11 protein-coding genes are annotated in these 12,428 nt (G+C 70.0%); 6 read left to right on the top strand and 5 right to left on the bottom strand.

The window, feature by feature from the left end:
* Window positions 1–55 precede the first annotated feature (55 nt).
* A complete protein-coding gene (locus ABDW59_RS06390; RefSeq protein ID WP_343628706.1) occupies window positions 56–943 on the top strand; it encodes a LytTR family DNA-binding domain-containing protein in 888 nt (295 codons plus the stop codon).
* A gap of 6 nt (window positions 944–949) precedes the next feature.
* On the opposite strand, the gene ABDW59_RS06395 is transcribed toward ABDW59_RS06390, so the two are convergent.
* The 5 genes from ABDW59_RS06395 to kynB form a co-directional block, all read right to left on the bottom strand.
* The gene (locus ABDW59_RS06395) at window positions 950–1,231 is read right to left on the bottom strand and encodes a hypothetical protein (protein ID WP_343628707.1); all 282 of its coding nucleotides are present in this window, start codon (window positions 1,229–1,231) and stop codon (window positions 950–952) included.
* Window positions 1,232–1,467: 236 nt separating this feature from the next.
* Window positions 1,468–3,285: an aminopeptidase P family protein gene (locus ABDW59_RS06400; RefSeq protein ID WP_343628708.1), complete on the bottom strand. Its 1,818-nt coding sequence runs from the start codon at window positions 3,283–3,285 to the stop codon at window positions 1,468–1,470.
* Between the two features lie 190 nt (window positions 3,286–3,475).
* Window positions 3,476–4,360, bottom strand: coding sequence for a tryptophan 2,3-dioxygenase (gene kynA, locus ABDW59_RS06405; protein WP_343628912.1), 885 nt, complete (start codon window positions 4,358–4,360; stop codon window positions 3,476–3,478).
* An 8-nt stretch (window positions 4,361–4,368) separates the two neighbouring features.
* On the bottom strand, window positions 4,369–5,673 hold the full coding sequence (gene kynU, locus ABDW59_RS06410; RefSeq protein ID WP_343628709.1) for a kynureninase: 1,305 nt from the start codon (window positions 5,671–5,673) through the stop codon (window positions 4,369–4,371).
* Window positions 5,674–5,722: 49 nt separating this feature from the next.
* On the bottom strand, window positions 5,723–6,370 hold the full coding sequence (gene kynB / locus ABDW59_RS06415) for an arylformamidase (protein WP_343628710.1): 648 nt from the start codon (window positions 6,368–6,370) through the stop codon (window positions 5,723–5,725).
* 271 nt (window positions 6,371–6,641) lie between these two features.
* Between kynB and ABDW59_RS06420 the strand changes: the two genes are divergently transcribed.
* From ABDW59_RS06420 to ABDW59_RS06440, 5 genes are read left to right on the top strand one after another with little or no spacing between them, the layout of a single operon-like run.
* Entirely contained in the window at window positions 6,642–8,990 is a 2,349-nt protein-coding gene (locus ABDW59_RS06420) for a bifunctional salicylyl-CoA 5-hydroxylase/oxidoreductase (RefSeq protein WP_343628711.1), read from the top strand.
* 22 nt (window positions 8,991–9,012) lie between these two features.
* Window positions 9,013–9,801, top strand: coding sequence for an SDR family NAD(P)-dependent oxidoreductase (locus ABDW59_RS06425; protein ID WP_343628712.1), 789 nt, complete (start codon window positions 9,013–9,015; stop codon window positions 9,799–9,801).
* A complete protein-coding gene (locus ABDW59_RS06430) occupies window positions 9,798–10,382 on the top strand; it encodes a MarR family transcriptional regulator (RefSeq protein WP_343628713.1) in 585 nt (194 codons plus the stop codon). The genes ABDW59_RS06425 and ABDW59_RS06430 overlap by 4 nt, the downstream gene beginning before the upstream one ends.
* A 39-nt stretch (window positions 10,383–10,421) precedes the next feature.
* Complete coding sequence (locus tag ABDW59_RS06435) at window positions 10,422–11,261, top strand: enoyl-CoA hydratase family protein (protein ID WP_343628714.1); 840 nt, start codon at window positions 10,422–10,424, stop codon at window positions 11,259–11,261.
* An 8-nt stretch (window positions 11,262–11,269) separates the two neighbouring features.
* On the top strand, window positions 11,270–12,421 hold the full coding sequence (locus ABDW59_RS06440) for an acyl-CoA dehydrogenase family protein (protein ID WP_343628715.1): 1,152 nt from the start codon (window positions 11,270–11,272) through the stop codon (window positions 12,419–12,421).
* Window positions 12,422–12,428 lie beyond the last annotated feature (7 nt).

Genomic DNA, 12,428 nt, shown 5'->3' on the forward strand with positions numbered 1-12,428 from the left:
CACGCCAGACGCCACCGGCGCCCCCGACGTTCACACGACCCGATCCCTCCGCGCGATGACCCCTGCCTTCTCTGCCTCCGCCCCGACCGCGCTCATCGCCGACGACGAGCCGCTGCTGCGCGACAGCCTGGCCCGCAGCCTCGCGCAGAGCTGGCCGGAGCTGCAGGTCGTCGCCCAAGCCCGCAACGGCCGCGAGGCGGTCGAGCTCTTCGAGGTTCATCGGCCGCAGATCGTCTTCCTCGACGTCCACATGCCGGGCCTGAACGGGCTGGAGGCGGCGCGCCAGATCGCGCGGCAGGCGCATGTGGTCTTCGTCACCGCCTATGAGGAATATGCGCTCCAGGCCTTCGAGCGCGGCGCCATCGACTACCTCGTGAAGCCGGTGGAGGAAGAGCGGCTGGCCGACACCGTCGGACGGCTGAAGGAGCGGCTCGCCGAGCGCGCCGCCGCCGCGCCCAAGGACAGCCAGCGACTGGCGCTGGAGGCGGTCATCGACGAGCTGGCGCGCCGCATGGCACGCCCTCCTGGCGCGTCGGGACTGCCGGGCTTCCCGGGCGCGCCGGGCATGCCGGCCAGCGCGTCGCCGTCCTCATCGACGGGGCTGGCCTCGGACACGGGGCCGCTGCAATGGATACGCGCCTCGGTGGGCTCGACGCTCAAGCTGATCCCGGTCGACGAGATCCTGTTCCTGCGCTCGGACGAGAAATACACGCTGGTGGTCACCGCGGACGGCGAGGCGCTGATCCGCACCCCGATCCGCGAGCTGATCGAGCGGCTCGACGCGCAGCGCTTCGTGCAGGTGCATCGCTCGGTGGTGGTGAACCTGCATGCGATCAGCCACGTCACGCGCGGCCCGAACGAGACCGCCGACCTGCACCTGAAGGCCAGGCCGGAGGTCCTGCCGGTCAGCCGCAGCTATCTGCACCTGTTCCGGCAGATGTGAGCGTGCTCAGCGGCGGGGCTGTGCGGCCTCCAGCGGCTGCGGCGCGGCGGGCAGCGGGACCTGCTGCGACTTGCCCTGGACCACGACCGGTTCGAGCTGCCACATCAGCGTGCCCACGCGCAGCGCCTGCACGACGGCCAGCACCGCCACCAGGATCACCGCCGCCATCAGCGCGGTGTGCAGCGCGCCGTCGGAGAAGTGGTGCAGCGCCGGTTCCTCATGGCCCGGGGGACCGGCGCGCGAATGTCCGCGCCATCCCTGCAGGACTTGCCAGAGCTTGATGTCCATGATCGCCTCCTCTGGCGTGCATCAGGCATATCGCCTGAAGACAACTTTAGGCCGCGGTGCTGCGGCCTTCCAGGGAGACGGGGCGTAAAGAAAAGCGCTTCGGCCACGCTTTCCGGGCGTTCGTCGGATCGCTCACGGAGCGGGCCGATTTCAGATCCGGATCGGGCCTCGGACACCGTCCCGATACCGGACCGCAAGAAGGCGGCATCAGGATCGTGGCGGTGCCGGGATGTCGCTCAGCGCGACAGCGCCTCGGTGCGCGTGTTCAGCCAGGCCAGCGCGTCGCCGTCGACCAGCGGCGCCAGGCGGCGGCGCACCTCGGCGTGGTAGTCGTTGAGCCAGGCCAGCTCCTCGTCCGACAGCAGCGCCACCGCGATGCTGCGCGTGTCGATGGGGCACAGCGTCAGCGTCTCGAAGGCCAGCATCGCGCCGAACTGGCCGCGTTCGGGCGTGTCGCGCTCGACGTTCAGCACCAGGTTTTCGATCCGCACGCCCCACTGGCCGGGCCGGTACAGGCCGGGCTCGATGGAGGTGATCATGCCGGGCTCCATCGCCATGTTGGCGTCGGGCACGGCCTTGGAGATGCTCTGCGGACCTTCATGCACGTTCATGAAGTAGCCGACGCCGTGTCCCGTGCCGTGGCCGTAGTCCAGGCCGTGGGCCCACAGCGGCGCGCGCGCCAGCGCGTCCAGCATCGGGCTCAGCGTGCCGCGCGGGAAGACCGCCCGCGACAGCGCGATCGTGCCCTTGAGCACCAGCGTGTAATCGCGGCGATGGTCGTCGGTGAGGGTGCCGATCGGCCAGACGCGGGTGATGTCGGTGGTGCCGCCCAGGTACTGCGCGCCCGAGTCGATCAGCAGCAGGCCGTCGCCCTGGATCTGCGCGAAGGACTCGGCGGTCGCGCGGTAATGCGGCATCGCGCCGTTGCCGTTGAAGCCGGCGATGGTCGGGAAGGACAGGCCCACGAAGCCCGGACGCTTGGCGCGCTCGGCGCTCAGGCGCTCGTCGACGGTCAGTTCGGAGATGGCCTCGCCGCGCGCCAGCGCCGCCTCGAACCAGGCGTAGAACGCGCACATCGCGGCGCCGTCCTGCGCCATTGCGTCGCGGACGAACGCCGCCTCGGCGGCGTTCTTGCGGCTCTTGAGCAGCGTGCTCGGGTTGATGGCCTCGATGACGGCGGCCGTCGCGGGCAGCGCCTCGCGCAGGCCCAGCGTCACGCGGCGCGGATCGATCAGCACGCGGGCGTCGGCCGGCAGCGCGCCCAGGGCGGTGCGCGCCTGGTCGTACGCGGCCAGCGAGACGCCGTCGGCGGCCAGCCGCTGCGTCAGCGCCGCGTCGATCTTGCCGGCTTGCACGAACAGCGTCGCGCCGTCCAGCGACAGCAGCAGATGGCCGACGAAGACCGGGTTGTAGCTGACGTCCGAGCCGCGCAGATTCAGCAGCCAGGCCACGTCGTCGACGCTGGAGATCAGGTGATGCGTCGCGCCGTGCTTGCCCATGGCCTCGCGCACCTGGGCGAGCTTGTCGGCCCGCGACACCGTCGCCTGCGGGGCGGCGTGCTCGTAGATGGGGGCGTCGGGCAGGCCGGGGCGCTCGTCCCAGGCCTGATCGATCAGGTCCAGGCCGGTGTCGATGCGGATGCCCTTGGCGCCCAGCGCCGCGCGCAACTGCTGCGCCAGCGCCAGACCCAGCACCTGGCCGTCGACGGCCAGGGTCTGGCCGGGCTGCAGCTGCTCCGCGATCCAGCCGATGTGGTGCGTGGCCGCGCCGGTGGGGATCTTGAACAGCGTGATGCCGCTGCCTTCGAGCTCGCGCTCGGCTTGCGTCCAGTAGCGGCTGTCGGCGAAGAGGCGGGCATCGTCCAGCGTCACCACCAGCGTGGCCATGGAGCCGGTGAAGCCCGACAGCACCTCGCGCGCCTGCCAGCGGCCGGGCAGGTATTCGGACAGATGCGGGTCGGCCGAGGGCACCAGGATGGCGTGGGCGCCGGCGTTGCGCAGCGCGTCGCGCAGCTTGGCGATGCGCAGCTTGATCTGGGAGAGACGAGTGTCCATGGGGTGAGCCTCGGCGGGTTGGCGGGCAAGGCGCGGAGCGGCCGGATCGGCTGCGCGCGCGGAAGCCGCGAATTGTAGAAGTGACGCCCCCATGACTTCCGGCCTGAAGGGCTTCCGGCGGCGAGGGCGTGCGCTTCTTGGCTCGCGAAGGCCCGATGGTGACCGGGCGGTGCGGGGGGGGGGGGCGGCCTCAGAGCTCGGTGCGCAACGCCCAGAGCTCGGGGAAGAGCACCACGTCCAGCATCTTGCGCAGATAGCTGACGCCGCCGGTGCCGCCGGTGCCGCGCTTGAAGCCGATGACGCGTTCCACCGTCGTCACATGGCGGAAGCGCCAGAGCCGGAACGCGTCCTCCAGATCGACCAGTTCCTCGCCCATCTGGTACAGGTCCCAATGGGCTTGCGGCTCGCGGTAGACCTGCAGCCAGGCGTTCTTGACGCCCTCGTCGGCCGCATAGGGCCGGGTCCAGTCGCGCGTCAGGTGCGAGGCCGGCACCGCGATGCCGCGGCGCTGCATCAGGCGCAGCACCTCGTCGTAGAGCGAGGGCGCTTCGAATGCGGACTGCACCTCGGCCAGCAGGTCGGGGCGATGCGCGTGCGGCTTGAGCATGGCGGCGTTCTTGTTGCCGAGCATGAACTCGATGCGCCGATACTGCGCGCTCTGGAAGCCGCTGCTGTTGGACAGATAGGGGCGGATGGCCGAGTACTCCGGCGGCGTCATCGTGCCCAGCACGTCCCAGGCGTGGACCAGCTGCTCCATGATGCGCGAGACCCGCGCCAACTTCTTGAAGGCCTCGGGTAGACGATCCTGCGCGACGTTGCCGACGGCGCCCTGCAGCTCGTGCAGCATCAGCTTCATCCACAGCTCCGAGGTCTGGTGCTGGACGATGAAAAGCATCTCGTTGTGGTCGGGCGAGAGCGGGTGCTGCGCGCTCAGCACCTTGTCCAGGTGCAGGTAGTCCCCGTAGCTCATGTCCTTGGAGAAATCGAGTTGCGCGCCTTCCTCGCGGACGATGGCCTCGCCACCGGTGATCGCCGGCGCATCCTTGTCGGCGACGGGTCGGTCGCCATGTCCCATCGGGCAACTCATGTCACGGCCGCCTTCTTGTTGAAGCGCGCTTCGCGCCATTCGCCGGTTACCAGCACCTGATGCAGATGCTCGACCGCGTCCCACGCGTCGGCGAAGCCGACATACAGCGGCGTGAAGCCGAAGCGCAGGATGTGCGGCACCTGGGCCAGCCGCGCCGGATCGCCGGCACGGTAGTCGCCGATCACGCCGCGCTCGATCAGCGCCTGCACGACCGCGTAGCTCGCGTCCTCCAGCGGCGCCTTCAGCGCCAGGCAGACCTGGCTGCCGCGCAGCGCGGGCTCGCGTGGCGAGACCACGTAGACGCCCAGTTCACCGCAGCGTTCCTCGGCCAGACGGGCGAAGCACTCGGTCAGCGCCAGCGACTTCTCGCGCAGCGCGGCCATGCCGCCGAAGGGCTCGGCCGCCAGCATCGTGTCCACGCCGCATTCCAGCGCCGCCATCGACAGGATGGCCGGCGTGCCGCAGACGTAGCGCTTGATGCCAGGCGCCGGCGCGTAGTTGGACGTGAACTGGAAAGGCGCCGCATGGCCCAGCCAGCCCGACAGCGGTTGCCAGAAGCGGTCCGCGTGACGCGGATGCGCCCACACGAAAGCCGGCGCGCCCGGGCCGCCGTTCAGGTACTTGTAGCCGCAGCCGATGGCGAAGTCCGCGTTCGCGCCGTTCAGATCGACAGGGATCGCGCCGGCCGAATGCGCCAGGTCCCAGACCGTCAGCGCGCCGGCCGCGTGCGCCGCGGCGGTGACGGCCTTCATGTCGTGCTTGCGGCCGGTGCGGTAGTTGACCTCGGTCAGCATCAGCACGGCGAGCTGCTCGTCCAGCAGCGCCGGGATCTCGTCGACGTGATCGACCAGATGCAGGGTCATGCCGTGCTGCTCGGCCAGGCTCTCGGCGATGTAGAGGTCGGTGGGGAAGTTGCTGCGCTCGGACACGATGCGCGTGCGGCGGCCTGATGGGTCGTCGGTCTTGACGATGCGCAGTGCCGCGCTCAGCACCTTGAACAGGTTGAGCGAGGTCGAGTCCGCGACGATGGTCTCGCCCGGCGCGGCGCCGATCAGGCGGCCGATCTTGTCGCCGATGCGGGTGGGCAGATCGATCCAGCCGGCGGTGTTCCAGCTCTTGATCAGGTCGCGGCCCCATTCGTCGGCGATGACCTGCTGCACGCGGGCCGCGGTCGCCTTGGGCATCGCGCCCAGCGAGTTGCCGTCCAGATAGAGCGTGCCCGCGGGCAGCGAGAACAGGTCCTTGAGCGGCGCCAGCGGATCGGCGGCGTCCCGGGCCAGGCAGTCTTGTCGTGTCGTCATGGGTGTTCCAGACAGGGCGAAAAAAATGGCGGACAGGCGGAGGAGGACATCAGAGCGCGCGCAGCACCGCCCGCACCGGCGACGCGCAGGCGCCGGCCAGCTTGAGCGGCAGCGCGATCAGCTCGTAGTCGCCTTCGGGCACCTCGTCCAGGACGAGGTTCTCCAGCACGCGCAGGTTCAGGCGCAGCAGCTGCTGATGGCTGTCCAGCGTCTTGCTGGTGGCCGGATCCACGCTGGGCGTGTCCAGGCCAATGAGCTTCACGCCGCGCGCGGCCAGCCACTCGACGGTCTCCGGCGCATAGGCGCTGAACTCGGGATTCCAGACCGTGTCGGCGCGCTCGTTGCAGCGCACCAGCACGCGGGGTGGCAGGGCCTCGGCGGCATGTTCCAGATGCTCGATGCGGATCAGCGGCCCGCAGCCGATCGCATGGATCACGCGGCAGGGGCCGAGGTAGGCGTCGAGATCCACTTCCGCCGCGCTGGCCACGCCGTCGGCGTAATGCAGCGGCGCGTCGGCATGCGCGCCGACATGCGGCGACATGGTGATCGCGCTCAGGTTGACCGGACAGTCCGGCGCGAGGCGGGCGGTCCACTTCAGCGCATAGGGCTCGTCGCCGGGAAAGATCGGCGCGTCCGGCGCGACCACCGGCGAGATGTCCCACAGCGCGCGCGGTGGGCTTGAGGACGTTGACTTCATGGGCTGCTCCTGCCGGCACTCGGCACGGCGGCGCGCACCTTAGCGTGGGGCCGCGGGTCGTGGTGTCGGTTAATTCCAACAAGCCGCCATCGAATGCGCAAGCCGTCCGCACGCGCGCCGCGACGGTCTGAGGGTTATCGCGAAGGGTCGTCGGACGTGGTGCTGTGCGAGGTGTTGAATCTGATGCCGATTTAGTTGACACCTCAAATATCAATGCCTAAAGTGGCTTCGTCAAGCAGTCAACGCTTTGCCGAGAGGCGAGCCCAGCACCATGCGCATCACCTGCATCGGCGGCGGTCCCGCCGGCCTGTATTTCGCGCTGCTGATGAAGCGGCAGGATCCCTCGCACCAGGTCGCGGTGCTGGAGCGCAATCGCGCCGGCGATACCTTCGGCTGGGGCGTGGTCTTCTCGGACCAGACGCTGGCCGCGCTGCGCGAGGCCGACCCGAAGACCGCCGACGCGATCCTGCAAGCCTTCAACCACTGGGACGACATCGCCGTCCACATCGACGGGCGCACCATGGTCTCGGGCGGTCACGGCTTCTGCGGCATCGGCCGACGTCGGCTGCTGGACATCCTGCGCGAGCGCTGCGTCGAGCTGGGCGTCGAGATCCGCTACGAGACCGATGTCGGTGACGACGCCGACATCGACGCCGACCTGATCATTGCCGCCGACGGCCTCAACAGCCGGCTGCGTCAGAAGTACACGGCGACCTATCAGCCCGACATCGACCTGCGCGACTGCCGCTTCGTCTGGCTGGGCACGACCAAGCTCTTCGACGCCTTCACCTTCGACTTCCAGAAGACCGAGTGGGGCTGGTTCCAGGCGCATGCCTACCGCTTCGACGAGACGCATTCGACTTTCATCGTCGAGGCGCCCGAGCGCGTCTGGAAGGCCGCCGGCCTGGAGGACATGAGCAAGGAGGACGGCATCGCCTTCTGCGAGAAGCTCTTCGCCAAAGTGCTGGACGGCCATCCGCTGATCTCCAACGCGGCGCATCTGCGCGGCTCGGCGCAGTGGATCCGCTTCCCGCGCGTGGTCTGCAAGCGCTGGGTGCATCACAACGGCCGCGCGCCGGTGGTGCTGATGGGCGACGCGGCCCACACGGCGCATTTCTCGATCGGGTCCGGCACCAAGCTGGCGCTGGAGGACGCGATCGCGCTGGCCAAGGACATCGCCCGCCACGGCGGCGGCGTCGACAGCCTGGCCGCCGCGCTGGAGGAGTACGAAGCCACGCGATCGATCGAAGTCCTGCGCATCCAGAACGCGGCGCGCAACTCCACCGAATGGTTCGAGAACGTCGAGCGCCATGCGCGTCTGGCGCCGGAGCAGTTCGCCTACTCGCTGCTGACGCGCTCGCAGCGCATCTCGCATGAGAATCTGCGGCTGCGCGATGCCGGCTATGTCGGCGCCTACGAGGCCTGGCTCGCGAAGCGCGCCGGCCTGGACCGCGCCGCGCCGCCGATGTTCACGCCGTTCTCGCTGCGCGGCACGACGCTGAAGAACCGCGTCGTGGTCTCGCCGATGGCGCAGTACTCCTGCGTCGACGGCCAGCCGGCGGACTACCACCTGACCCACTTGGGCGCCCGCGCGATGGGCGGGGCGGGGCTGGTCTTCGTGGAGATGACCTGCGTGTCGCCCGATGCGCGCATCACGCCGGGATGCCCGGGCATCTGGAACGACGCGCAGCGCGACGGCTGGCGGCGCATCGTCGATCACGTGCATGCGATCTCGACGGCCAAGATCGCGCTGCAGCTGGGCCATGCGGGCGCGAAGGGCTCGACCCGCGTGGCCTGGGACGGTATCGACCAGCCACTGGAGTCGGGCAACTGGCCGCTGATCTCGGCCTCGCCGCAGCAGTACCTGGACGGCGTGAGCCAATGGTCCCGCGCGATGACGCGCGAGGACATGGACCGCGTGCGCGAGGACTTCGTCGACGCCACCCGCCGCGCCGCCGAGGCCGGCTTCGATTGGCTGGAGCTGCACTGCGCCCACGGCTATCTGTTGTCGAGCTTCCTGTCGCCGCTGACCAATCAGCGCGGCGACGCGTACGGCGGCACGCTGGAGAACCGGCTGCGCTATCCGCTGGAGGTCTTCCGGGCGATGCGCGCCGTGTGGCCGCAGGACAAGCCGATGTCGGTGCGGATCTCCGCCAGCGACTGGGTGCCGGGCGGCACGACGACCGAGGACGCGGTCGCGATGGCGGAAGCCTTCAAGGCCGCGGGCGCCGATCTGATCGACGTGTCCTCGGGCCAGGTCAGCAAGCGCGAGAAGCCGGTCTACGGCCGCATGTGGCAGACGCCGTTCAGCGAGAGCGTACGCAATCGCGCGGGCATTGCGACGATCGCGGTGGGCGCGATCTCCGAGGCGGACCACGTGAACAGCATCATCGCGGCCGGCCGCGCGGACCTGTGCGCGGTGGCGCGGCCGCATCTGGCGAATCCGGCCTGGACGCTGACCGAGGCCGCGCGCATCGGCTATCTCTCCGGTCCCGGCCTGGATTGGCCCAAGCAGTACCAGTCCGGCAAGAGCCAGATGGAGCGTGAGTTCGAGCGCCAGCGCGCGACGAGCGGCGGCGCCGCCGCGCAGGAACAGGCCAACCGCGCGCTCGGCGTGTGAGGTGGCGGAGCAAGGAATCGACATGAGCGACAAGTACCCGCTCGAGGGCCTGCACGCGGTGGTGACCGGCGGCGGTTCCGGCATCGGCGCGGCGATCGCGCAGGCGTTGATCGCCGACGGCGCGCGCGTCACGCTGATGGGCCGCCGCATCGACAAGCTGAAGGCGCAGCGCGACCGGTTGAACGTCGACGGCGGTCCGTCGGTCGAGCTGCAGGTCTGCGACGTCGGCGACGAGGCCAGCGTGCGCGCCGCCTTCGCGGCGGCGGGGCAGGCGGCCGGACCGGTCGACCTGCTGATCAACAACGCGGGACAGGTCGAGACCGCGCCGCTGGGCAAGACCTCGCTGGAGACCTGGCAGCGGCTGCTCAACGTCAACCTGACCGGCAGCTTCCTGTGCAGTCGTGAGGTGCTGCCTGCGATGACCGAGCGCCGCTTCGGTCGCATCGTCAACGTGGCGAGCACCGCGGCGCTCAAGGGCTATGCCTACGTGGCGGCCTACTGCGCGGCCAAGCACGGCGTGCTGGGCCTGACGCGGGCGCTCGCGCTGGAGACGGCGCGCAAGGGCGTGACCGTCAACGCGGTCTGTCCCGGCTACACCGAAACCGACATCGTGGCCGGCGCCATCGACACCATCGTCGCCAAGACCGGCCGCACGGCCGAGGCGGCGCGGGCCGAGCTGGCCGCCGTGAATCCGCAGGGGCGTTTGGTCGACCCGGCGGAAGTGGCCGCCACGGTGGCCTGGCTGGCGCGACGTGACAGCGCGTCCATCACGGGGCAGGCGATCGCCGTGGCTGGCGGGGAGGTGATGTGATGCGCCCGAACGATGCGATCGGCAAGCACGCCGCGCGCGATGGCCGCGATGCCGACGAGCCCGGCGACGGCAGCGACGTCGTCGACGACAGTGCCGGGCTGGCACTGGACCTGGAGTCCCGCGCGCAGGACGGCGACCACCAGGCGCTGCGCGTCTGGCTGCGGTTGCTGGCCTGCACCACGCGGGTCGAGGATCAGATCCGCCAGCGCCTGCGCAACGAGTTCGGCACCACGCTGCCGCGCTTCGACTTGCTGGCACAACTGGAGCGAAGCCCCGAGGGGCTCACCATGCGCGAGCTGTCGCAGCGGCTGATGGTCACCGGCGGCAACGTCACCGGCATCACCGATCAGCTGGAGTCGGAGGGGCTGGTCGTGCGCGAGCCCCATCCCTCCGATCGGCGCAGCGTGACGGTGCGGCTCACCCCGACCGGTCGGCGCCAGTTCAAGCGCATGGCGGCGACGCACGAGCGCTGGATCGTCGAGCTGCTGGGCGGTTGGTCGCCCGAGGACATGACGCAGGTGATGGGGCTGCTCGCCGGGCTGAAGGGCCATCTGGCGGCGCTGGACGCCACCCGCAAGTAAACCGAACAAACCGAACACGGCATCAAGGAGCCATCATCGATGGACAGCCATCTCATCACCGGCAACCGGCGCAGCCTGGCGGGCTTCGTGCCGACGCACTTCAGCTGGCGCCAGGAGGGCGCGGTCGGCGTGATCACGCTGAATCGCCCCGAGCGCAAGAACCCGCTGACCTTCGAGTCCTACGCCGAGCTGCGCGACCTGTTCCGCACGCTGGCCTATGTGGACGAGGTGAACGCGATCGTGGTCCAGGGCGCGGGCGGCAACTTCTGCTCCGGCGGCGACGTGCACGAGATCATCGGCCCGCTGACGCAAATGTCCATGCCGGACCTGCTGGCCTTCACCCGCATGACCGGCGATCTGGTCAAGGCGATGCGGGCCTGCCCGCAGCCGGTGGTGGCCGCGATCGACGGCGTCTGCGCAGGCGCCGGCGCGATCATGGCCATGGCCTCCGACCTGCGCGTGGGCACCGCCCGCAGCAAGACGGCCTTCCTGTTCACCCGCGTCGGCCTGGCCGGCTGCGACATGGGCGCCTGCGCGCTGCTGCCGCGCATCGTGGGCCAGGGCCGCGCGTCGGACCTGCTCTACACCGGCCGCAGCCTGGGCGGCGAGGAAGCGCATCAATGGGGCTTCCTCAACCGCATCGCCGAGCCCGATGCGCTGGCATCGCAAGCCGTGGCCTGGGCCGCGGAGATCGCCGCCGGCCCCAACTTCGCGCATGCGATGACCAAGCGGATGCTGCATCAGGAATGGACCATGGGCGTGGACGAGGCCATCGAGGCCGAGGCGCAAGCTCAAGCGATCTGCATGATGACGCAGGACTTCCACCGTGCGTATCACGCCTTCGTCGCGAAGCAGCGGCCTGAATTCAAGGGCGATTGAGGACGGCCATGAATCATCTGAAACACCTGGACTGGCCCTTCTTCGAGGACAAGCATCGCGCGCTCGCGGCCGAGCTCGACGCCTGGTGCGCGACGCATCTGGCGCATGGCGCGGTCGATCACGAGGACGTGGACGCGAGTTGCAAGGCGCTGGTGAAGGCGCTGGGGCAGGGCGGCTGGCTGACGCACGCGGTGGCGGGCGAGGGCGAGGTCATCGACACCCGCGCCATCTGCCTGCTGCGCGAGACCCTGGCCCGTCATGATGGGCTGGCCGACTTCGCCTTCGCGATGCAGGGGCTGGGATCGGGGGCGATCTCGCTGATGGGCACGCCGGCGCAGCGCGAGGCCTATCTGCCGCGCGTGGCCCGCGGCGAGGCGCTGGCCGCCTTCGCGTTGTCGGAGCCCGAGGCCGGCTCGGACGTCGCGGCGATGCAATGCGCGGCGCGGCGGGACGGCGAGTACTTCGTGCTCGACGGTCAGAAGACCTGGATCTCCAACGGGGGGATCGCCGATTTCTACGTGGTCTTCGCGCGGACCGGCGAGGCACCCGGATCGCGCGGCATCAGCGCGTTCATCGTGGACGCGGGGACGCCGGGCTTCGAGATCGCCGAGCGCATCGACGTGATCGCGCCGCATCCGCTGGCGACCCTGCGCTTCACGAATTGCCGCGTCCCCAAGGCCGCGATGATCGGCGCGCCGGGCGAGGGCTTCAAGGTGGCGATGCGCACGCTGGACGTGTTCCGCACCTCGGTGGCGGCGGCGGCGCTGGGCTTCGCGCGGCGGGCCCTCGACGAGGGCCTGACACAGGCCAAGGAGCGCGCGATGTTCGGTGCGACCCTGGCCGACCTGCCGCTGACGCAGGCCAAGCTGGCCGACATGGCCTGCACCGTCGACAGCAGCGCGCTGCTGGTCTACCGCGCGGCCTGGGAGCGCGATCAGGGCCGCACCATCACCCGCGAGGCCGCGATGGCCAAGCTGATGGCGACCGAGGGCGCGCAGCGCGTCATCGACGCGGCGGTGCAGCTGCACGGCGGCCGCGGCGTGCGACGCGGCGAGATCGTCGAATCGCTGTACCGCGAGATCCGCGCGCTGCGCATCTACGAAGGCGCCAGCGAGGTCCAGCAGTTGATCATCGGACGCGACCTGTTGAAGAACGGATAAGGACTTC

The sequence above is a fragment of the Roseateles sp. genome (assembly GCF_039595295.1).
Lineage (GTDB): Bacteria > Pseudomonadota > Gammaproteobacteria > Burkholderiales > Burkholderiaceae_C > Roseateles.

Bases quoted from the DNA above. Each gene is read 5' to 3' on its own strand.
- kynB (WP_343628710.1), bottom strand. From the start codon at position 6,370: ATGAAGTCAACGTCCTCAAGCCCACCGCGCGCGCTGTGGGACATCTCG.
- kynA (WP_343628912.1), bottom strand. From the start codon at position 4,360: ATGGGACATGGCGACCGACCCGTCGCCGACAAGGATGCGCCGGCGATC.
- ABDW59_RS06425 (WP_343628712.1), top strand. From the start codon at position 9,013: ATGAGCGACAAGTACCCGCTCGAGGGCCTGCACGCGGTGGTGACCGGC.
- ABDW59_RS06390 (WP_343628706.1), top strand. From the start codon at position 56: ATGACCCCTGCCTTCTCTGCCTCCGCCCCGACCGCGCTCATCGCCGAC.
- ABDW59_RS06435 (WP_343628714.1), top strand. From the start codon at position 10,422: ATGGACAGCCATCTCATCACCGGCAACCGGCGCAGCCTGGCGGGCTTC.
- ABDW59_RS06420 (WP_343628711.1), top strand. From the start codon at position 6,642: ATGCGCATCACCTGCATCGGCGGCGGTCCCGCCGGCCTGTATTTCGCG.
- ABDW59_RS06400 (WP_343628708.1), bottom strand. From the start codon at position 3,285: ATGGACACTCGTCTCTCCCAGATCAAGCTGCGCATCGCCAAGCTGCGC.
- ABDW59_RS06440 (WP_343628715.1), top strand. From the start codon at position 11,270: ATGAATCATCTGAAACACCTGGACTGGCCCTTCTTCGAGGACAAGCAT.
- ABDW59_RS06395 (WP_343628707.1), bottom strand. From the start codon at position 1,231: ATGGACATCAAGCTCTGGCAAGTCCTGCAGGGATGGCGCGGACATTCG.
- kynU (WP_343628709.1), bottom strand. From the start codon at position 5,673: ATGACGACACGACAAGACTGCCTGGCCCGGGACGCCGCCGATCCGCTG.